The 20,200-nt window shown below is 66.2% G+C and carries 20 protein-coding genes; 9 read left to right on the top strand and 11 right to left on the bottom strand.

All coding sequences use genetic code 11. The features are described 5' to 3' along the window. Positions 1-5: 5 nt before the first annotated feature. The 5 genes from ACZ5Z0_RS13940 to ACZ5Z0_RS13920 all read left to right on the top strand — a co-directional run bounded on the left by ACZ5Z0_RS13940 (position 6) and on the right by ACZ5Z0_RS13920 (position 4,871). Positions 6-887: an MTAP family purine nucleoside phosphorylase gene (locus tag ACZ5Z0_RS13940; RefSeq protein WP_464108936.1), complete on the top strand. Its 882-nt coding sequence runs from the start codon at positions 6-8 to the stop codon at positions 885-887. Then, a complete protein-coding gene (locus tag ACZ5Z0_RS13935) occupies positions 884-1,945 on the top strand; it encodes an NAD-dependent epimerase/dehydratase family protein (protein WP_464108935.1) in 1,062 nt (353 codons plus the stop codon). The genes ACZ5Z0_RS13940 and ACZ5Z0_RS13935 overlap by 4 nt, the downstream gene beginning before the upstream one ends. A gap of 331 nt (positions 1,946-2,276) precedes the next feature. Beyond that, a complete protein-coding gene (locus tag ACZ5Z0_RS13930) occupies positions 2,277-2,954 on the top strand; it encodes a hypothetical protein (RefSeq protein WP_464108934.1) in 678 nt (225 codons plus the stop codon). Positions 2,955-3,147: 193 nt separating this feature from the next. Continuing rightward, entirely contained in the window at positions 3,148-4,359 is a 1,212-nt protein-coding gene (locus ACZ5Z0_RS13925; RefSeq protein WP_464108933.1) for a molybdopterin-dependent oxidoreductase, read from the top strand. A gap of 119 nt (positions 4,360-4,478) precedes the next feature. Next, positions 4,479-4,871 carry a hypothetical protein gene (locus ACZ5Z0_RS13920; RefSeq protein ID WP_464108932.1) on the top strand — a complete coding sequence of 131 codons (393 nt, stop codon included), beginning with the start codon at positions 4,479-4,481 and terminating at the stop codon, positions 4,869-4,871. 232 nt (positions 4,872-5,103) lie between these two features. On the opposite strand, the gene ACZ5Z0_RS13915 is transcribed toward ACZ5Z0_RS13920, so the two are convergent. Then, positions 5,104-5,784, bottom strand: a complete 681-nt coding sequence (locus ACZ5Z0_RS13915; protein ID WP_464108931.1) for a haloacid dehalogenase type II — start codon at positions 5,782-5,784, stop codon at positions 5,104-5,106. A 406-nt stretch (positions 5,785-6,190) separates the two neighbouring features. On the opposite strand from ACZ5Z0_RS13915, the gene ACZ5Z0_RS13910 reads away from it, so the two are divergent. Further along, positions 6,191-6,775 (top strand): DapH/DapD/GlmU-related protein, encoded by a 585-nt coding sequence (locus ACZ5Z0_RS13910; RefSeq protein ID WP_464108930.1) that lies wholly within the window; start codon positions 6,191-6,193, stop codon positions 6,773-6,775. Positions 6,776-7,021: 246 nt separating this feature from the next. On the opposite strand, the gene ACZ5Z0_RS13905 is transcribed toward ACZ5Z0_RS13910, so the two are convergent. After that, complete coding sequence (locus ACZ5Z0_RS13905) at positions 7,022-7,675, bottom strand: SDR family NAD(P)-dependent oxidoreductase (RefSeq protein WP_464108929.1); 654 nt, start codon at positions 7,673-7,675, stop codon at positions 7,022-7,024. Positions 7,676-7,925: 250 nt separating this feature from the next. Beyond that, the gene (ychF, locus tag ACZ5Z0_RS13900) at positions 7,926-9,011 is read right to left on the bottom strand and encodes a redox-regulated ATPase YchF (protein ID WP_464108928.1); all 1,086 of its coding nucleotides are present in this window, start codon (positions 9,009-9,011) and stop codon (positions 7,926-7,928) included. 134 nt (positions 9,012-9,145) lie between these two features. Here ychF and ACZ5Z0_RS13895 point away from each other — a divergent pair, with 134 nt between their 5' ends. After that, complete coding sequence (locus tag ACZ5Z0_RS13895) at positions 9,146-10,429, top strand: DNA recombination protein RmuC (RefSeq protein WP_464108927.1); 1,284 nt, start codon at positions 9,146-9,148, stop codon at positions 10,427-10,429. A gap of 14 nt (positions 10,430-10,443) precedes the next feature. Here the strand turns inward: ACZ5Z0_RS13895 and ACZ5Z0_RS13890 are convergent, their stop codons facing one another. Next, a complete protein-coding gene (locus tag ACZ5Z0_RS13890) occupies positions 10,444-11,535 on the bottom strand; it encodes a 4-hydroxy-3-methylbut-2-enyl diphosphate reductase (RefSeq protein ID WP_464108926.1) in 1,092 nt (363 codons plus the stop codon). Between the two features lie 22 nt (positions 11,536-11,557). After that, a complete protein-coding gene (locus ACZ5Z0_RS13885; RefSeq protein WP_464108925.1) occupies positions 11,558-12,421 on the bottom strand; it encodes a hypothetical protein in 864 nt (287 codons plus the stop codon). Between the two features lie 203 nt (positions 12,422-12,624). Here ACZ5Z0_RS13885 and xseA point away from each other — a divergent pair, with 203 nt between their 5' ends. Then, on the top strand, positions 12,625-13,911 hold the full coding sequence (gene xseA, locus ACZ5Z0_RS13880; protein WP_464108924.1) for an exodeoxyribonuclease VII large subunit: 1,287 nt from the start codon (positions 12,625-12,627) through the stop codon (positions 13,909-13,911). 121 nt (positions 13,912-14,032) lie between these two features. After that, entirely contained in the window at positions 14,033-14,275 is a 243-nt protein-coding gene (locus ACZ5Z0_RS13875) for an exodeoxyribonuclease VII small subunit (protein ID WP_464108923.1), read from the top strand. A 9-nt stretch (positions 14,276-14,284) separates the two neighbouring features. Here the strand turns inward: ACZ5Z0_RS13875 and ACZ5Z0_RS13870 are convergent, their stop codons facing one another. From ACZ5Z0_RS13870 to ACZ5Z0_RS13845, 6 genes are all read right to left on the bottom strand, one after another. After that, on the bottom strand, positions 14,285-15,139 hold the full coding sequence (locus tag ACZ5Z0_RS13870) for a polyphosphate kinase 2 family protein (RefSeq protein ID WP_464108922.1): 855 nt from the start codon (positions 15,137-15,139) through the stop codon (positions 14,285-14,287). Between the two features lie 70 nt (positions 15,140-15,209). Then, positions 15,210-16,430, bottom strand: a complete 1,221-nt coding sequence (locus ACZ5Z0_RS13865) for a pyridoxal phosphate-dependent aminotransferase (RefSeq protein ID WP_464108921.1) — start codon at positions 16,428-16,430, stop codon at positions 15,210-15,212. A gap of 165 nt (positions 16,431-16,595) precedes the next feature. Beyond that, a complete protein-coding gene (locus ACZ5Z0_RS13860; RefSeq protein ID WP_464108920.1) occupies positions 16,596-17,558 on the bottom strand; it encodes an ABC transporter substrate-binding protein in 963 nt (320 codons plus the stop codon). Continuing rightward, on the bottom strand, positions 17,555-18,301 hold the full coding sequence (locus ACZ5Z0_RS13855) for an ABC transporter permease (RefSeq protein ID WP_464108919.1): 747 nt from the start codon (positions 18,299-18,301) through the stop codon (positions 17,555-17,557). Before ACZ5Z0_RS13855 ends, ACZ5Z0_RS13860 begins: the two co-directional genes overlap by 4 nt. Beyond that, positions 18,298-18,999 carry an ABC transporter permease gene (locus tag ACZ5Z0_RS13850; RefSeq protein ID WP_464108918.1) on the bottom strand — a complete coding sequence of 234 codons (702 nt, stop codon included), beginning with the start codon at positions 18,997-18,999 and terminating at the stop codon, positions 18,298-18,300. Before ACZ5Z0_RS13850 ends, ACZ5Z0_RS13855 begins: the two co-directional genes overlap by 4 nt. After that, positions 18,999-20,096, bottom strand: a complete 1,098-nt coding sequence (locus ACZ5Z0_RS13845; RefSeq protein WP_464108917.1) for an ABC transporter ATP-binding protein — start codon at positions 20,094-20,096, stop codon at positions 18,999-19,001. The genes ACZ5Z0_RS13850 and ACZ5Z0_RS13845 overlap by 1 nt, the downstream gene beginning before the upstream one ends. Positions 20,097-20,200 lie beyond the last annotated feature (104 nt).

Below are 20,200 nucleotides of genomic sequence, written 5' to 3'. Positions count from 1 at the left end.
GCACCATGCACACAGCGTTTCCCGACGCGCCACAGGCGCGCATCGGCATCATCGGCGGCTCCGGCACGTACCGGCTCCCCGGCGCGAGGGTCCTCACTACCGTCGCCATCGCCACCCCCTACGGGCCGCCTTCCGGACCCGTCACGATCGCGGACGTGGCCGGACAGGCCGTCGCCTTTCTGCCACGCCATGGCGACGGACACTCGCTCCCGCCCCAGAAGATCAACTACCGTGCCAACCTGTGGGCGCTTAAACGCCTCGGAGTCCGCGGGGTGCTCTCGTCCTCGGCCGTGGGCGGATTGAGGCAAGGCTTCGGACCTGAATCATTCGTCGTGACCGACCAGCTGATCGACCGCACCTGGGGACGACACGACACATTTTTTGATGGCACGGTTGCCGATGGAGTCGCCGCGGCTGGCGTCCAGCACCTGCCGGCATCAGAACCGTTCTGCCCAACGCTGCGTTCACACCTGGACGCCGCCCTCGCTGCCCGGAACCTTCCCTATGCCCCGCGGGGAACGGTGGTGGTGATCAACGGGCCGCGGTTCTCAACCAAGGCCGAGTCGGCCTGGTATGTCTCCGGCGGCGCCGACATCATCAGTATGACCCAGTACCCCGAACCGGTCTTGGCCGCGGAATTGAATATGGGTTTTGCGAATCTGGCCTTCATCACCGATTCTGACACCGGACATGACGGTTCCGCCCCGGTGACCGCCGACGCCGTCTTCTCCCGTCTCAAAGGCGCCCAAAAAAACGTTCTGGCCGTCCTTGAAGCGACAGTCGCATCAATCGGTGGGGACTATGTTGCCCCGCAGCTGATGGACCCCGAAGCCGTGGGCGGGATTCTGGCGCTGCCCACCGTCCGGGAAGCGGGGAGCCTCAGATGAGACTCCTTGTCACCGGAGGCGCCGGCTTTATCGGTTCACACGTAGTCGAAGCAGCCCTGGCCCGGGGCTGGTACGTGCGGGTGCTGGACTCGCTGGACCCAGTCCTTCATCCGCAACCGCCTCTGTGGGACCCTCGGGTGGATTTTCAGGAAGGGGACGTCACGAACCCGGACGACGTCGGCGCTGCGCTGCAGGGCATCGATACAGTCTGTCACCAAAGCGCGAAAGTCGGACTCGGCGTCAGCTTCGCCGACGCGCCGGACTACATCCGCAACAACGACTACGCCACGGCTGTCCTGCTAGCCGCCATGGAGCGCCGGGCCATCAAGCGCCTGGTCTTGGCCTCTTCGATGGTGGTCTACGGAGAGGGAGCTTACACAGACCCCGTCACCGGCCAATCCGCCCGGCCGGGCCCCCGCGCCGAGTCCGACCTGCGCGCAGGCAACTTCGATCCCCGCAACCCGGAAACCGGAGCAGCCCTGATCCCCGCGATGATCACCGAGGATGCGCCTCTCGATCCTCGAAACGTCTACGCGGCGTCGAAGCTCAGCCAGGAGCACCTCGCTGCCGTATGGGCCCGGAGCACCGCCGGTACAGCCATCGCTCTGCGCTACCACAACGTCTACGGCCCCAGAATGCCACGAGATACCCCCTATGCAGGGGTCGCTTCCCTGTTCCGCTCGGCCCTGGCCCGAGGCGAAGCGCCCCGGGTCTTCGAAGACGGCCGCCAGCGGCGCAGCTTCATCCACGTCCGGGACGTCGCGGCTGCAAACATCGCCGCAGTCGACTCGCTGGCCGGTCCCGGCAGCGCAGCCTTCCGCGCCTACAACGTCGGCGCCGACGAGGTCAGGACGATCGGCGACGTCGCAGCGGCGCTAAGCCGATTCAGTCGAGGTCCGGCGCCGGTGATCACCGGCGAGTACCGACTCGGGGACGTACGTCACGTCACCGCCTCCTCCGGGCGGATCAAGGCGGACCTGCGCTGGGCGCCGGCCATAGGCTTCAACGAGGGGATGAAGGAATTCGCCACAGCTCCGTTACGCGGGGAACGAGGCTGAGGCCTGCAGGTCTGGCGGCGCGCACACTAATCCGCGCCGCCGGTTCCCAAGCAAAGTTCAGGAAAATGACCAGCCCCGATCAGTGATGGCCGGCCATGAGCTCCGGGGCTGCGGCCACGCTCTCGGGGTAGATCACCGCCTGTCCCGGTGGCCGTGACGCGCGCGTGGTTGGTGTTACGGAATGGCCCGGGGCGCTCGGAACCCATCCGGGCGGGCGTTGACCCCGAAGTACTCCTGACAGACAAAGACCCGCCCCGCTGACAATCCGCGGCCCGCACCCACGGCCACGCACCGGGATGGACCACCCCCAAAGACTTCAAGGAGCACTCCCATGCGCACCTCCCTCAAAACCTTCGCAGGAATCGCCGCTGCCGGTTCACTGATGTTCTCCCTGGCCGCCTGCAGCCCGGCAAACAACACCTCCTCGGCCCCGTCGTCCTCCTCATCTTCCGCGTCCGCCGACATGGCCAAGCCGCTGGCCTCCATCCCGGCCCTGACCGGAACGTCCACCGCGGTCAAGCTCGATGCCTCGTTCGCCAAGGCCCTCGAGACCCTGAAGCTCACCCCCGGCGTCATCGGCACCGCCGCCCTCACCGACGGCTCCCTCATCTTCCCGATCACCGGCGGCAAGGTCGACTACTACGACCCGGCCAAGGACTACCGGCCTTACGTGCAGGGCCTGATCAACCACGCCGGCTCCGGATTCTCCCTGACAGCAGGGGACACCAAGGTCGACCTGACCAACTTCACCATCGACCCCGGCACCTCCAAGCTCTACGGCGACGTCGCCGTCAACGGCACGACCGCCGTCAAGCAGGCCTACATCTTCAACCTTGACGGCTCCACCCTCAAGCCCCTCGCGAAGTCCGGAGACACCGCGGTCCTGGAAGGCACCCGAGTACTGATCTCCGACACCGCCGCCGGCCTGCTGAACAAAACCTTCAAAACCGACGCCGTGAAGGCCGACATGCTCGTCGGCATCGCCAAAATCACCGTCAACACCAAATAACACCCGCCAAGACCTGCCGGAGGCATGGTCTGCACCGGCAGGAACGTGCCGCGGACCCTCAAGGTCCGTGGCACGTTTCGCGTCACCCCGACGCCCGGGACCTTTTCACCTGGTTGAAGCAGTTCTCCGTGGTGCTTCCGCTCATTTCCCGGTCTTCTACCCGCCTGATCCTGAATAGTGGTGTGATGTAAGCATGCAAAGGCCCGACCCTCAAAGGCTGACGAAGGCCCTGGCCGCCCGGTTTGCCTCCCCGACGCGGAGCACGCGGCTCACGGTGGTCCTGGGCCGCTGGCTCGGACTGAGTTTTACGGTGTGCTTCCTGACCGGTTTGTTCAGCCACGGCCTGCAAAATCCGCCGTCCTGGATGTTCTTCCCCACCCGCCCGGTATGGATCTACCAGCTCACCCAAGGAATCCACATCACCTCCGGGATCGCATCGATTCCGCTGCTGCTCGCCAAGCTCTGGTCCGTTTATCCGGAGCTACTCAAGTGGCCACCGGTCAAGTCACTGGCCCATGCCTTTGAACGGGCCTCGATCGCCCTGTTCATTGCTTCCTCGCTTCTTCAGCTGACAACCGGTCTAATCAACACCTACAAGTGGTATCCTTGGCCATTCCCCTTCCGTGAGACCCACTATTGGATGGCATGGGTCATTTGGGGATCCCTGCTGCTGCACATCGGCGTGAAGCTTCCTGCCATCATGGCTCACTGGCGCGGCCGGGCCATCGAGGCGTCTACGCTGGCCGGTCCTGCGGCCGGCGTCAAGGCAGATGCCACGCACCCCGTACCGGCAGCCGCGGCGACGCAGGGCCGGTGGTCACGGCGGGCCTTTCTTACCGGGGTCGGAACGAGCAGTGCCGCGCTCGTCCTCACCACGGCCGGGCAGTCCTTTTCCTGGCTCGGCCCCCTGAACCTTTTTGCCCCCCGCAGCATGGGGACCGGCCCGCAATCCGTCCCGGTCAACCGGACCGCGGCCGACGCGAAAGTGGCGGACCTTGCCCGGGCCGGAGACTGGTCCCTGACCGTGGTGCACAACGGATCCAGCACAAAGTTCAGCCTGGCCGAACTCCGCGCGCTCCCGCAGAGCACTCACGAGCTCCCGATCGCTTGCGTCGAGGGCTGGAGCCAGATGGCCCAATGGCGCGGCGTGACGATGCGGGACCTGCTCGGTGCTGCCGGGGCACCGCCCGACTCGGCGTTGCGGGTGACCAGTCTCGAACCCGAGGGCGCGTACAGGCTCATGTCCATGCCGGCGGAATACACCCAGGAAGAACGCACACTCGTCGCGCTCGAACTCAACGGGTCCATCCTGGATCTGGACCACGGCTATCCCGCCAGGATCATTGCCCCCGGACGGCCCGGCGTCCTCCAAACCAAATGGCTTCAAACCCTGGAGATCCTGTGACCCCGCTCGAGGAAACCCCGCCTCACACTACAGACCGAGGCGTAAAGACAGCCAGAACCGTCAGAGTCACAAGGATAGGCCTCGGCGTGGCCGGTGCGGGGCTCATCGGATACGGACTGATGGGCCTGCCAACCCAGCTCGGCCCCTCCCAACTGCTGGGGTTGCTAACGTGGATGGCCGTCGCCGTACTGCTCCACGACGGCGTCATCGTGCCGCTGTCAACTCTTGCCGGCGCCGGACTAACCCGGCTCGGCTCCGGCCTGCGGCCCGCCTCCGCAGCGGTGCTGCGAGGGGCCCTCATGACAGGCGCCATTGTCACTCTGATCACGGGAATCCTGCTCAAGGCACAATCCGTGGCCCGCAACACCACCGTGCTGGAGGCCGACTACGCCGGACACCTCCTCTGGTTCTGGGCAATTCTGGTTTTGGCCGCGGCTGCTGCCATCTTCGCCCGCGAACACTCCGGAAGGATTCCGAACACTAAGGCAAACCACCAGCAGGCAGATTCCTAAACACGCAGCACCTATGGCACCATGCAACCGACCGCATAAGAACGCGATACAGGTCCGGCCCTGCAGGCTTCACCCAGTCTCACTCCACATCATCCCGCAGGCGTGTCCGCCGCTGCCACACGGCAGTCGGCGGACGCGCAGTGGAAGGGGGCTTCGGCACCCACCCGGTCAGCTGTTTCGCCCTACAAATCAGTAGGCGGCGGCCCGCACCGGTCCGAGCGGACGGTCCCGGTCAGTGCGCTGCAACCAGGGCCGCGGGGAGGTCGGTCAGTGCTGTGACGATGAAGTCGGGAGCCGCAAAGTAGCCCGGGTAGCTTGCCCCGGTCCGGTTAAGCCAGGCCGTCCGCAGCCCGGCACGGGCGGCACCGTGAATGTCCCATGGATGCACGGCCACCAGCAGCATGCTAGCCGGGTCAGCCCCGGAAGCGGCGGCGGCATATTCATAGGAGCCTCTGGCCGGCTTCCACGCGGGCGCATCCTCGACCGACAGCAGAGCCTCGAACGCGTCCCGGAACCCGGCCTCGCTCAACAGCTTGCTGGCGATCCCGGCCGAGCCGTTGCTGAGCGTGATCAGCCGGAACCCTGCAGCGGCGAGGGCGCTGATCCCGTCCGCGACATCCGGGTGTACCCCAAGGCCGTTCATGCCCCCCATCACATGGTCGACCGCCTCAGCGAGAGTACGGTTGAGCTCAACCCCGGTCAGGAGTTCCCGAAGAACGTCGGCCCCGATGGCGGAGAACGATCCGTTCTCCCCGCTAGCCGCCAGTGCGAAGCCGTCACGCAACAACGTCGCGAACCAAAGTTTAGCCAGCTCAACCGGCGCCCCGACCTCGCTGAAGCGTTCCCCCATGGGCGACATATCCGAGAGGGTTTCGTTCACATCAAAGACAATGACTGAGATGGCGGCGGTCATGGGGTTCTCCTAAGGGTCTCGTGTACGTCTCCAGGAAAGTCTGCCTCCTTCCCGGAGAGAGACGGAACCAGCAGCTGCGCCAAACGGGAGTATCGGGGCCCGATGCTCCCTAACGGCGGCCAACTGTAGATGCGTTCAGGGTCGCAGGCTGCAGGGTTTCAGGGAGGTCAGGAACTATACATTAAACCTAAATTCCACCGCATTCCGTAGCCGAAGAACCTGACGTACCCGCTAGCGCCAGGGGCACGGGTCCTGCAGGACGGCCTGGGAGCTGAGTCGTCCCGGCAACACATCTCGCGGCAGCCCGGTGACGAAAGGTTTTCGTGGGTCGAGCAACTCAGGAGCTTCTGTTGAATTCATTTGGATGGGGACTCAGGTGCAGCCAAGGGAACGATATCGTGTGCATATGGCCGAAATTCGCGGACTCGACGACCTTCTGATTGCACTAAACGCCGGTGAGACGATTCCCGGAGGATCGCCGCACCATGAAGTTATGCACGCTGCGAGCCAGGAGTCGCTGAGCATCACCGCCGAGCTCAACGGGCGATACCACTCCCCCGGCGAGGTGCGGGCCCTGATAAGTGAGTTGACCGGGCGCGAGGTCCCCGAGTCCTTCCAGCTCTTCCCGCCGTTTAGCGCTGACTTCGGCAAGAACATCCGTTTCGGCTCGGATGTGTTCGTGAACAGCGGCTGCCGGTTTCAGGACCAGGGCGGTATCGAAATCGGCGATGGATCCCTCATCGGACATAATGCCGTGATCACGACGTTGAACCACGACATGCTGCCGAGCCGACGAGCCGACATGCACCCGGCGCGCGTAGTGATCGGCTTGGGCGTGTGGTTCGGGGCGAACGTGACGGTGTTGCCAGGCGTGAAAATTGGCGATGGGGCAGTGGTGGGCGCAGGTGCAGTCGTCACAAAGGACGTGCCCGCGAGGGCAGTGGTCGTTGGGGTGCCAGCAAAGCAGGTTGGCACGGTTCCCGAAGGGTAATTCCCTGGCCGTGAGTAACTGCTCTGCAGGTTCAACCCGAACTGGCAGTCAATCCCGAACCAGCCGGGGTAACATCTGCAGTGCCTTCGCGACCAGCTACTCACTGCCGGCCTCAAATCCGCCAGCCCGCTTCAGGTCTGTTCCGATGTGGGGGCAAGGTAGCTTCGACTCCCCCGCCGTTAGCAATGAGCGCACTTCGGAACCCATTAGCTTCTTTACCGCTCAGTTGCAGGACCTCGGCCGAGCCTAGAAGGCGGTGCTGGGCAGATCCTTCTCGCCATCGACGATCGCGGTGATGATGCGCGCTGCAACCAGGTCTGGATCCAGCCCCGCTCCGAATCGCGGCGCTGACCCGGCGATCGGATGCTCGGACAGCGCGGTACCAGTGTGGCCTGGGCGGGCGTCCACGATTCGGATGCCCGCGCGGCGATACTCGCGCGCCGCTGCGACAACAAAGGCCGCGAGCCCAGCCTTCGACGCCGAGTACGCCGCCAGACCGGCGACTGGTGCCTCGGCGACAACACCGCTCAGTGTGACCACGAAGGGCTCCCGGCCCTCACGTGCCGAGACCGCGAGGTAGGGCTGGCTCTGGGTAATGAGTTGGATCGGACTGGTGGTATTCACAGAAAAGAGTTCGTCCACCGTGGCGGATTCAAGGTCTGATGCCGCGCCAAAGGCGACGACGCCGGATGCAACCACTAGCCCGTCGAGACGTCCGTACTGCGCAATCGTGTGATCCAGCACCTCCTGGATCACGGAAGGTGAGCGCAGATCGTGCCCAAGAGACTTTGACGATCGGGCGACGACGGCGCCGTTGCTCTCCAGCTGAGCGGCGATGCGCGAACCGAGTCCACCGGTGGCGCCGGCTACCAGAACAACCGCACCCTGAAGAGTCGTCATGGCTAGATCCTAGGTCACGTGTTGTAAGTAGCCCAGCGCGGGTCGGGTTCCTGCGGCTGGACGGCTGCGGTACTCCCCCATGCAACGAAGCAGGCTTAGCATGCACCTTTCGGAACTGCCGTTGGCCGCCATCCGAGACACCGCACACCGGCTATCACACTCGGCACCCATAACCCCCGGGCGCCACCATCGCCCCAACAGAGACGGCCCATATGCGGAAGCATCCGGGGCCGTCTCAAAATCCTGCGGGCTACACGTTGAAGCGGAACTCCACGACGTCGCCGTCGGCCATGATGTATTCCTTACCTTCGATCCGGACCTTGCCGCGGGCTTTCGCCTCGGCCATGGAGCCGGCTTCAATCAGGTCGTCGAAGGAGACCACTTCGGCCTTGATGAAGCCGCGCTGGAAGTCGGAGTGGATGACACCGGCGGCCTGGGGAGCCGTGTCGCCCTGGTGGATCGTCCAGGCCCGGGTTTCCTTGGGGCCGGCGGTCAGGTAGGTCTGCAGCCCCAGCGTGTGGAACCCGACGCGGGCCAGCTGGTCGAGGCCGGACTCGTCCTGGCCGTTCATCTCGAGCATTTCGCGCGCCTCTTCCTCGTCCAGTTCGACGAGGTCTGACTCGAGCTTGGCGTCGAGGAAAATGCAGTCCGCCGGAGCAACCATCGCGCGCAGCTCCGCCTGCTTTTCCGGGCTGCCAAGGATGCCCTCGTCCGCATTGAAGACGTAGATGAAGGGCTTGGCCGTGAGCAGGCCGAGCTCCTTCAGGTGCTCCATCTCCAGCTTGTCGCTCTTGATCGAGGAGAAGATGGTGTCGCCGCGTTCCAGCACAGCCTGGGCAGCCTTGACTGCGGCCAGCTCGGCGGCTTCGCGCTTCTTGATCTTGACTTCTTTTTCGATCCGGGGGACGGCCTTCTCGATGGTCTGGAGGTCCGCGAGGATCAGCTCGGTGTTGATGGTCTCCATGTCCGAGCGAGGGTCAACCTTGCCGTCGACGTGGATGACGTCGGGGTCGTCGAACACGCGGACAACCTGCGCGATCGCCTCGGCCTCACGGATGTTCGCCAGGAACTGGTTACCCAGGCCTTCACCCTCGGAGGCGCCCTTGACGATGCCGGCGATGTCCACAAAGGACACGGCGGCTGGCAGCAGGCGCGCCGAGCCGAAAATCTCGGCCAGCTTCGCGAGCCGCGGGTCCGGCAGGTTCACGACGCCGACGTTGGGCTCGATCGTGGCGAACGGGTAGTTCGCCGCGAGCACCTGGTTGCGGGTCAGTGCGTTGAAAAGGGTTGATTTGCCGACGTTGGGCAGTCCGACGATGCCAATAGTAAGAGCCACGAGTATTGATTCTACCGGTAAACGGCCCGGTCCCCTGCGGCGGCTGGGCGCTGTTCGCCGTCGGCGTCGCCCCGGAGCGCCGCGTTCCTTGCGTCCTCGGCAAAACTGTCAGGGCTGCGTGCCAGAGTGAAGGCATGGACGCTTTCGCACTCATTCTTGCCCTGCTGATGCTGCTGATCGGAGCCGTGGCCGGCGCCGCCTTCACCTTCGTGGCGTTGCGGCGCCGCAGTTCCGCACTTGAGCAGGACTTCGACGGCGTTTCCGCGCGCCTGTCTGAAGTCAGCGCACGGTTCGCCGCCGCCGACGCCGAACGCCGCCTGCTGGCGGCGCAGAACCGGGAGCTGGGAGATGCGAGGGCCCAAGACGGAAGCGTGCTGCGGGCGCTGGCCCCTGTGGCCGAAAAGCTGACGGCGGTCCAGCAACAGGTATCCCTACTTGAGCGGGACCGGCTGGAACAGTACGGCCAGCTGGCCCAGCAGCTGCAGGAGGCCAGGCTCTCGGACGAGCAGCTGCTGCGGTCAACGCACGCGCTTGAGTCGGCCCTGCGGTCCAATAGCGCCCGGGGCCAATGGGGCGAAGTCCAGCTGCGCCGTGTGGTGGAGGCGGCGGGAATGCTGCGGCACGTTGACTTCCACGAGCAGCTGCACAGTTCCGGGTCCGACAACACGGTCCGGCCCGACCTGGTCGTGCAGCTCCCGGGCGACAAGCAGCTCGTGGTGGACGCCAAAGTGCCGTTGACGGCGTACCTCGAGGCGCAGGAGCTGGGCTCCCCCGCCGGCGGCGGGACCCCCGGGTCGGTGTCGCGTAACAGCCAGCAGGCCCTGCTGGCCACCCATGCGAAGGCCCTCAAAGCCCACGTTGATGCGCTGAGCAACAAGAAGTACTGGGACATTCCCGGCAACGCCCCGGAACTGGTGATTTGCTTCCTGCCGGCCGAGTCCATCCTGGCCGCCGCCCTCACGGCGGATCCGGCCCTGCTGGACTATGCCCTGTCCAAGAACGTCGTACTCGCCTCGCCCGGGACGCTGCTGGCGGTCCTCAAGTCGGTGGCGTTCACCTGGCGGCAGGACGTGCTGACGGACAGCGCGCGGGAACTGTTCGAACTGGCCCAGCAGCTCTACGAGCGGATGGGAACCCTGGGCGACAACGTTTCCAAGCTGGGCTCATCGTTGAAGACCTCGGTGGACCGCTACAACTCCCTAGTCGGCACGCTGGAGGCCCGGGTGCTCCCCACCGCACGCAAGCTGAACGCTATGGACGCCGGGGGTCTTGCGACTCCGGTCACTGTCGAGGCGACGCCACGGTCAGTGGCCGCGCCGGAGCTGCAGCCGGGTATCACCGCCGGGAACACCGGCGTCGACGAGGGCGACGAGGGCGACGGCGACAGTGGCAGCGACTCGGAAGAGTCCGCCGCCTAGGACTTTTCTGCCGCCTACGGCCGTTCCGCGGGGCGCGCGCCGCGGCCACCCAAGGCCCGGGAGACATCCCCGGCCTGCTTCAGGGTGGCCCGGAGTTCCTTCGGCAGGGAGAAGAGCAGGTCTTCCTCCGCCGTGACGACTTCCTCGACGTCACCGTAGCCGTAGTCGGCCAGGAGCCGGAGCACGTCTTTCACCAGCACCTCGGGCACGGATGCGCCGGAGGTCACGCCGACCGTGGCGACGCCCTCGAACCAGGACTCATCCACCTCATTGGCGAAGTCGACGCGGTAGGAGGCCTTGGCACCGTATTCCAGGGCGACTTCCACCAGGCGCACGGAGTTCGAGGAGTTGGCCGAACCAACCACAATAACGAGATCGGCCTGCGGCGAGATCTTCTTAATGGCGACCTGGCGGTTCGTGGTCGCGTAGCAGATGTCATCGCTGGGCGGATCCTGCAGGGTGGGGAAACGCTCCTTAAGCAGGCGCACGGTCTCCATGGTTTCGTCCACGCTCAGGGTGGTCTGCGAGAGCCAGATCACCTTCTCGGGGTCGCGGACCGTCACCTTGTCCACCTCATGCGGGCCGTTGATGATCTGGATGTGCTCGGGGGCCTCGCCGGCGGTCCCTTCGACTTCCTCGTGGCCGTCGTGGCCGATCAGCAGGATGTCGAAGTCGTCCTTCGCGAAGCGGACAGCCTCTTTATGCACCTTGGTCACCAGCGGGCATGTAGCGTCGATGGTCCTCAGGCCGCGGTCCTCGGCGGACTGCACGACCGCCGGCGAGACGCCGTGTGCCGAGAAGATCACGAGGGCACCTTCGGGCACCTCATCGGTCTCATCGACGAAGATCGCGCCCTTTTCCTCGAGGGAGCTCACCACATGGACGTTGTGGACGATCTGCTTGCGGACGTAAACGGGCGGTCCGTAGTGCTCGAGCGCCTTTTCCACGGCAATCACGGCACGGTCGACGCCGGCGCAGTAACCGCGCGGCGCCGCCAGGAGCACCTTCTTCGCCCCGGTCACCGGGGCCGCCGCCAACACTTCCTCCGGCGTTCGCCGCCGGCGCGGAACGGAGGGCATCGGGATGGATACAGCGGTGGAGGTCATGCCCCAATGCTACCGGTGTTCGTTATTGCCCGATGCTTCGGGCCGGCCGGCGGGAGGCGACAATACGGAGCACGATCCCTGCGACCAGCAGGAACGCCCCCGCCACGAGTGCCGCGACGATCCACGGTCCGAAGCCCGCCAAGGAGGCGGCCACGAACTCGCTTTTGAAGATCTCCGCCACGTCGTTGCCGCTTCGGGTTCCCAGGACCGCCTGGCCCGCGGCATCCGCACCAAATTTCCACACCGCGGCCAGCACGAGGGCGCCGATGCCCGTTGCCACCACGACCGTCCACTTCCGCCTCGCGGCGATGAACGCCAGGATGAAGGCGATAGCCGACCCCACGGCCACCGCGGAGCCCATCGGGGCGTACGCAGATACCCGTTCGATCAGCTGGCGCTGGTTGGACTGTCCGATGCCGATCCGTACCGTCTCCGGCGCCTTCAACGGCACGGGCGAGGACTCCGAGACCCGCTTGACCACCAGCCCCACCAGCGGGGCGACGTCCAGGGTCAAGGAGGTGGCGCCGTCGACGTCCGGCGGGAGGGTGCGCGGATCGGCAAAGCTCAGCCGGTGGCTCCGGCGCAGCGTCTCGGCCCAGGCGTCGGAGTAGCCGGGCATGGAGGTCAGGGACTGTGCAGCCTCCGCCAGAATCGGCTTGACCAAGTGGGCGAGGGCGTCGGGAAGCTGCTGGTCACCGAAGCCAATGCCGTTCACGGCTGCAGTGGCCAGCCTCTTCTGGAAGGCAGGGTCCTTGCCGAGCGGCGCGGTAAGCGCGACAAACCCGTCCTCCTGGACGAGGTTGCGGTCCACCCACATGGCCGGGACGGCAACAGCCGCCATGGCAAGGCCGATCAGGACGGCGACGGCCGAGACAAAAGTGCGCACGAAAATCTCCTGGCGGGGGTTGGGAGTAGTGCCATCCTACGGGGGCATTTCGGCGAACCGGAAAGCGGCGGGTAGAACGTCCGGCCCTGCTGGTAGAGCTATGGATAGAGTTGAAGCAGTTCCCCGTCTCCATCAAAGGACCCCGCACCACATGCACCAGCACCCGCACCTGCACGCGGCACACACCGCCGGCGGTCACCGGCATGTCTGAGGAGACCGCCGCGGCCAGCACCCTACCGGCCACCGCGGCCGGCACCAGCCCGGACAACCCCTGGCCCTTACAGATGCTCTCGCAGAAGCTCAAGGGGTATATCGACCGCGCGCCCTCGGCCTGGGTCGAAGGCCAGGTCATCGAGCTCAACCGGCGCGGCACCAACGCCTACCTCACGCTGCGGGACATTGACGCGGAGATCTCCCTCCCCGCGTCAATCTGGACCAACATCCTGGACCGCCAGACCATGCCGCTGGAGCGCGGCTCCCGCGTGGTGGCGCTGATCAAGGCCGAGTTCTGGCTGAAGACGGGCCGGCTGAACATGTCCGTCAAGGACATCCGGCCGGTGGGGCTCGGCGATCTGCTGGCCCGGATTGAACGGCTGCGCCAGGCCCTCGCGGCGGAGGGACTCTTCGCGGACTCCCGCAAGAAGCGCCTTCCCCTGCTCCCCCACCGGATCGGCCTGATTACCGGCCGCGACTCGGATGCCAAGAAGGATGTGCTCCGCAACGCGGCGCTCCGCTGGCCCGCGGTCGAATTCGAAATCCGCGAAGTGGCCGTCCAGGGCAATACCGCCGTGGCCCAGGTCATCGGGGCCCTGCAGGAACTGGACGCCCTCCCCGAGGTCGACGTCATTGTCATCGCCCGCGGCGGCGGCGCCCTCGAGGACCTGCTCCCCTTCAGCAGCGAGGAACTGATCCGGGCCGTGGCGGACGCTGCCACGCCTGTCGTCAGCGCGATCGGCCACGAGGCCGACCGGCCCATCCTGGACGACGTCGCCGACCTGCGCGCCTCGACGCCCACCGACGCCGCGAAGCGGATCGTCCCGGACGTGACGGAGGAACTGGCCAGGGTCCGGCAGGCCCGCGACCAGCTTCGCCGCGGGGTCACCCGCCTGGTGGAGCGGGAAACGGACCGGCTCGCGTCGCTTCGCTCCCGCCCGGTGCTGGCGGCGCCGGAAGGCATGGTCACCGCGCGGCACGACGACGTCGAACGGCTCAAGGGCCGAGCGCACGCGGCCATCAACACCGCCGTCGTGCGGGCGGCTGACCAGCTGGTCCACCTCAAGGCCCAGATCCGGGCCCTGTCGCCGCAAAAGACACTGGACCGCGGCTACGCCGTCGTCCAGCTCGACGACGGCACGATCCTCCCCGGTACCCGCCACGAGGTCGTGCGGCATCCCGGCCAGGCGCCGGCAGGCACGGCCTTGGCCGTGCGCGTGGCGGGCGGCAGGTTCACGGCCCAGTCCACCGGCGGCCAGCACGCCGCCGAAGACTGACCGGGGCGCCGCGCCCAGACAACGCCGCCCCCAGACAACAGAGACAGACCTGACAAACCCGACATCCCCTTCCCGGCCCCGCCCTGACGGTCCACCCCGGGAGCCAGAGAAAGAGCACAGCATGGCAACAGAGAACACAGCAACCCCGGCACCGGACACCGACCTCGACGGACTGAGCTACGAAGAGGCCCGCGAACAGCTTGTGGGCGTGGTGGGCAAGCTCGAGGCCGGAGGCGCCAGCCTCGAGGAATCCCTGGCCCTCTGGGAGCGTGGGGAAGCCCTCGCAAAGCGCTGCGAGCAGTGGCTCGAGGGTGCCCGCAAGCGGCTCGCGGCAGCCCGGGACCAGGCCGGCCAGGAAGGCTGAGCGGGCCGGCTAGGAGCGCCGCACCAGCTCCTGTTCCATCTCGACGTCGAGTTCCGGCACGGGCCACTGAAGCTTGAGTCCCTCCAGCGCGTCCAGCAGCAGCTGCTGGACGGCGATCCGGGCGAACCACTTCTTATTGGCCGGCACGACGTGCCAAGGAGCGATCTCGGTGCCCGTCTTCTCGAACGCCTTCTGGTACGCGTCCATGTAGTCGCTCCAGAAGGCCCGCTCCTTCAGATCGGTGCTGCTGTACTTCCAGAGTTTGGCCGGATCATCTAGGCGGGCTAGGAGCCGTTCCTTCTGCTCGTCGCGGCTGATGTGGAGCATCACCTTGACGATTTTGGTGCCGGCAGAGCTCTGCCGGGCTTCAAATTCATTGATGGCCTGGTAGCGGCGCTCCAGCTCCTCGGGATTGGCCCAGCGGTGCACCCGGTGGATCAGAACGTCCTCATAGTGGGAGCGGTCAAAGACCCCGACCATGCCGGCGGCGGGCACTTCCTTTTCGATCCGCCACAGGAAGTCATAGGACTTTTCCTCGGGAGTGGGCGCCTTGAAGGACTTCAACTGGACACCGTGCGGATTCATGGCACCCATGACGTGCGTGATGATACCGCCCTTGCCGGCAGTGTCCATGGCCTGCAGGACCAGGAGGATGCGCTTGGTGCCGCCGAACCGGGACTCCGCGAAAAGCTGCTCCTGGAGCTGGGCGAGCTTTCCGTCCAGTTCGTCCAGCAACATCTCACCGTCCGACTTGTCCCCGGCGTAGCCGGGGGTCGAATCCGGGTCGCAGTCCTTGAGCTTGAATCCCTTTCCGGCACGCAAGGTCTCGGAGGGGTGCTTGTCGAAGTTCACAGCGTCTGCCATTGAGAGCCTCTTTCCGGTTCGGGCAGCCGGCCCGCCGGACGATCGTCCTGCAGCGCTGCTGTCCCGAATCCTAGTTGCCCTGGTACCGGCTCAGGAAGTCCGCCATGCGGTTGATTGCCTCCTCCAGATCCTTGACGTTCGGCAAGGTCACCATCCGGAAGTGGTCCGGCCGGACCCAGTTGAAGGCCCTGCCGTGGGAGACGAGGATCTTCTGCTGGCGCAGCAGGTCCAGGACGAACTTCTCGTCGTCGCGGATGTGGTAAACCTCCGGGTCCAGCTTCGGGAACAGGTACATCGCGCCGCGGGCCTGCTGGGTGCTGACACCAGGAATGGCGTTCAGCATGTCGTAGGCCTTGTTCCGCTGCTCCAGCAGCCGGCCGCCGGGCAGGATCAGGTCGTTGATGCTCTGGTACCCGCCGAGGGCCGTCTGGATGGCGTGCTGCGCCGGCACGTTGGCGCACAGCCGCATATTGGCCAGCAGGTTGATGCCCTCGAGGTAGTCCGCCGCATCCTTCTTGGGGCCTGAGATGGCCATCCAGCCTGCACGGTAGCCGCAGACCCGGTAGGCCTTGGACAGACCGCTGAAGGTCAGGCAGAGCACGTCGTCGCCGGTGAGGCTGGCCATGTTCACGTGCACGGCGTCCTCGTAGAGGATCTTTTCGTAGATCTCGTCGGCGAACAGGACCAAGCCGTGCTTTTCGGCCAGCGCCACGATTTTCTTGAGCGTTTCCTCGGGGTAGACGGCCCCGGTGGGGTTGTTCGGGTTGATCACCACGATGCCCTTGGTGCGCGGCGTGATTTTCGCTTCCAGGTCGTCCAGGTCGGGCTGCCAGCCGGATTCCTCGTCGCACAGGTAGTGCACCGGCTTCCCGCCGGCCAGGGCCACGGACGCGGTCCAGAGCGGGTAGTCCGGGGTGGGGATGAGCACCTCGTCGCCGTCGTCCAGCAGGGCCATCAGCGACATGGTGATGAGCTCGCTGACGCCGTTGCCGAGGTAGATGTCGTCGACGTGGATGTTCTGGATCCCGCGGGTCTGGTAGTACTGCGAGACGGCGGTCCGGGCGGAGAAGATGCCGCGGGAGTCGCTGTAGCCCTGGGCGTGCGGCAGGTGGCGGATCATGTCCACCAGGATCGCGTCCGGCGCTTCGAACCCGAACGGGGCCGGGTTTCCGATGTTCAGTTTGAGGATACGGTGACCCTCTGCCTCCATTTGCTGGGCGGCCTGAAGAATCGGTCCACGGATGTCGTAGAGGACATTATGAAGCTTGGTGGACTGCTTGAATTCTGCCATTCATCAAATATGCCATATGGCGGATGTACTTCCCTTGAGACTTGTCTCACAGCCGAAGCCCGCGTCATACGCCGGTTCTGCCGCCGGGATGGGGACACAGCGACGGCGGCTGCCGGCCGGAGCAACCGGGCCGGCAGCCGCCGTCGGACAGTCAGGGATTCCGGTCTACTTGACCAGGCCCTTGTCCTTGAGCCACGCTGCCGCGGCGTCCTTCGGGTTCTGCTTCTGGCTGCCGCCCACCGCGCGGTTGAGGTTGATCAGGTCCTCGGTGGTGAGCAGCTTGGAGACGGCATTGAGGGCCTCTTTGGCCTTGTCCGTCATCTTGGCCTTGTTGTACAGCGGGAGGACCTGCTGGGCGATGAAGTTATTCTTCGGGTCCTCCAGCACCACCAGGTCGTTGTCCGCGATGGCCGGGGTGGTGGTGTAGATGTCGGCCACCTGGACCTGGTCCGAGAGCAGGGCCTTGACGGTGACGGGGCCGCCGCCGTCGCTGAAGGGTTCGAGCTTCTTGGGCTCGCAGTTGTAGTTCTTCTTCAGGCCCGGCAGGCCGTAGGCGCGTTCGGCGAAGGTGGCCGGCGCACCGACCACGATCTCCTTGCAGACCTTGGCCAGGTCTTCGATGGACTTCAGCTTGTATTTCTCGGCGGTGGCCTTGGTGACCACCATGGCGTCCTTGTCCTCGGCCTTGGCCGCATCCAGCACCGCCAGTCCGTCGGGAAGCTTGCCCGGCAGTGCCTTGGCGATGTCGTCGGCGGAGATCTCGGTGGCGCCCTTGTTGACGTGCAGCAGGAGGTTACCGCTGTAGTCGGGGATCACGTCGACGGATCCGTCCTGCACGGCCTTGAAGTAGACCTCCCGGGAACCGATGTTCGGCTTGGTGCTCGCGGTTACCCCGGCGGCGTTGAGCGCCCCGGCGTAGAGCTCGGCGATGATCTGGCTCTCGGTGAAGTCGGCGGAACCGATCACCAGCGCGCCGCCGGCTGCGCCGGACGAACCGCCGCTGGCAGGGGCCGAGGACAGCGGGTTGGATGAGCCTCCGCAGGCGGACAGGGCAAGGGCCAGACCGACGCCGGCGGCCAGGCCTCCGAACGCGCGCCTGCCGAGGGCTCGTTGGCGGGTTTCCTTCATGACGTACCTCCTTGAACAACAGCCTCCGCGGTCGCGGGGTCTGTGAGATGTGCCGCGGCCTTGTGGCTGCGGTCGGGTTTGCGTGCGGCCCCGCGGGAGAGGAAGAGCCGCTGGAACAGCACAAGTACAAGGTCGACGGCGATGGCGAGCACGGCGATGAGCAGCGACCCGCCGAGCATCTGCGGGAAGTCCGAGAGCACGAGGCCGTCAAAGAGATAGCGGCCCAGCCCGCCCAGGTTGATGTAGGCGACGACCGACACCGTGGCGATCACCTGCAGCACACCGGTGCGGAAGCCGCCGAACATCACCGGCAACGCGTTGGGGAATTCAGCGCGGAAGAGCACCTGCAGTTCGGTCATCCCCATAGCGCGGGCGGCATCCACGACGTCGCGGTCCACGCTGGAGATTCCCGCATACGTCCCGGCGAGCAGCGGCGGCACGGTCAGGATCACCAGCGCCCAGACCGGCGGCATCAGCCCGATGCCGGCCAGCAGGACGAACAGCGTCAGCAGCCCGAGAGTCGGCAGTGCGCGCAGCGCACCGGCGAGGGCCACCACGGCCACCCGCCCCCGGCCAGTGTGGCCGACGTACAGGCCAATCGGGACCGCGATGGCCGTCGCGATCAACATCACGAGCCCGGTGTACTGCAGGTGCTCGGCAAGGCGCACGGGGATGCCGGTGCTGCCGGCCCAGTGCTCCGGGTCCGTGAGCCAGGCGAAGGTGTCGGTGAAAACATTGCTCATGCTGACGCCCCCGCGGCGGACTCGGAAAGACGGCGGCCCGAGGCCGGCTCGCCGGACCTTCCGGTTCCGGCCCGGGTCCAGGGTGTCAGGAGCCGCTCAAGGAGCACCAGCACAGCGTCCATCAGCAGCGCCAGGACCAGGATGGCGACAATGCCCACCAGCACCTCGGTCACGAAGTCGCGCTGGAGCCCGGAAGTGAACAGCATGCCGAGGTTCCCGATGCCGAGCAGGGCGGCAACGCTGACCAGGGAGATGTTGCTGACGGAGACCACCCGGAGTCCGGCGAAGAGCACGGGCAGCGACAGCGGCAGGTCGATCTGCAGGAACCGAGCCAGGGGTTTGAAGCCCATCGCGACGGCGGCCTGCTGCAGGTCATCGTCCACCGAGTCGAAGGCATCCAGGGCGGCCCGGACCAGCAGCGCGACGGCATAGATGGTCAGGGCAACGACGACGTTGGCCGGGTCCAGAATCCTGGTTCCCAGCACGGTCGGCAGGATGATGAAGAGCGCCAGCGAGGGGATGGTGTAGAGCAGCGAGGAGGCCGTCAGGACCACGGTGCGCAGGGTCCGGTTCTGCCGGGCCAGCTGGGCCAGCGGAATGGAGATCAGCAGGCCGAAGATCATCGGCAGGACGGCCAGGACGAGGTGCTGTCCCGCGAGGCTGAAGACCTGTCCGCTGTTCGCCAGGAACCATTCCATCAGCGCGCGCCCTGCCGGACCCGGCGGTCCGCTTCGATCAGGGCGAGCACTTCCCCGGCCGTGATGACGCCGGCCACCCGGCCGTCAGCGTCCACGGCCACGCCGAGTCCGGAGGGTGAGGACAGGGCAGCGTCAAGGGCCCGGCGGAGCGTCTCCCCCTTGTGGAAGAGCGATCCGCCCGGGACCGTCGCGGGACCGGCGCCCGGCGCGCTCCAGCCCAGCGGCCGGTGCTCGTCGTCGACCACGAGCTGCCATTCGTCGGCGTCCGGGCCGCCGCGGCGGGCGAGTTCGTCCGCGCGGACGGTGTGTACCGGGTGGATCGCGACGCCGTCGGACGGGCTGAACGCGAGGTGCCGGAAGCCCCGGTCGCGGCCCACAAAGGACGCGACAAAGTCATTGGCCGGGGCCCGCAGGATCTCTTCCGGGGTGGCGTACTGCGCCAGCTTCCCTCCGCCGGCAAAGACGGCCACCTTGTCCCCCAGCACGGTCGCCTCGTCGATGTCGTGCGTGACGAACACTATGGTCTTGGCCAGGTCGCGCTGCAGCCGGAGCAGCTCTTTCTGCAGTTCATCGCGCACCACGGGGTCCACGGCGCTGAAGGGTTCGTCCATAAGCAGCACGGGCGGGTCGGCGGCGAGGGCGCGGGCCACTCCCACGCGCTGTTGCTGGCCGCCGGAGAGCTGTGAGGGGTAGCGCCGGCCAAGCCCGGAAGCGAGCCCGACGACGTCGAGCAGCTCCTGCGCGCGCTTCCGGGACACGGCCTTGGACACCCCGTTGAGCCGCGGCACGGTGGCGATGTTGTCCAGTACGGAGCGGTGGGGCATCAGCCCGGAGGACTGCATGACGTAGCCCATGGAACGGCGGAGCTGCGCGGCCGGCACGGAGGTGACGTCCCGCCCGTCCACGGTGATGGTGCCCGACGTCGGCTCCACCATCCGGTTGATCATCCGCAGCGAGGTGGTCTTGCCGCAGCCGGAGGGTCCGACGAAGACGGTGATGGCGCCCTTGTCGATGGACATGCTCAGATCGTCAACGGCGGCCTGGCCGCCCGGATACTGCTTGGTGACGCTCTGGAACTCGATCATGGCCTCTGCCATTCCGGGCTTACCTATCTGTTGGCGGCAACATGGGACGGTCCAGCCAACTGATCATATGCACGCTGATTTTTGGCTGTAAAGCGGGTACGACTCAGCGTAGCGGG

Source organism: Arthrobacter sp. T2-23, assembly GCF_055398325.1.
The sequence above is the reverse complement of the archived record's forward strand: the minus strand, read 5'-3'. Positions and strand labels throughout refer to the sequence as shown.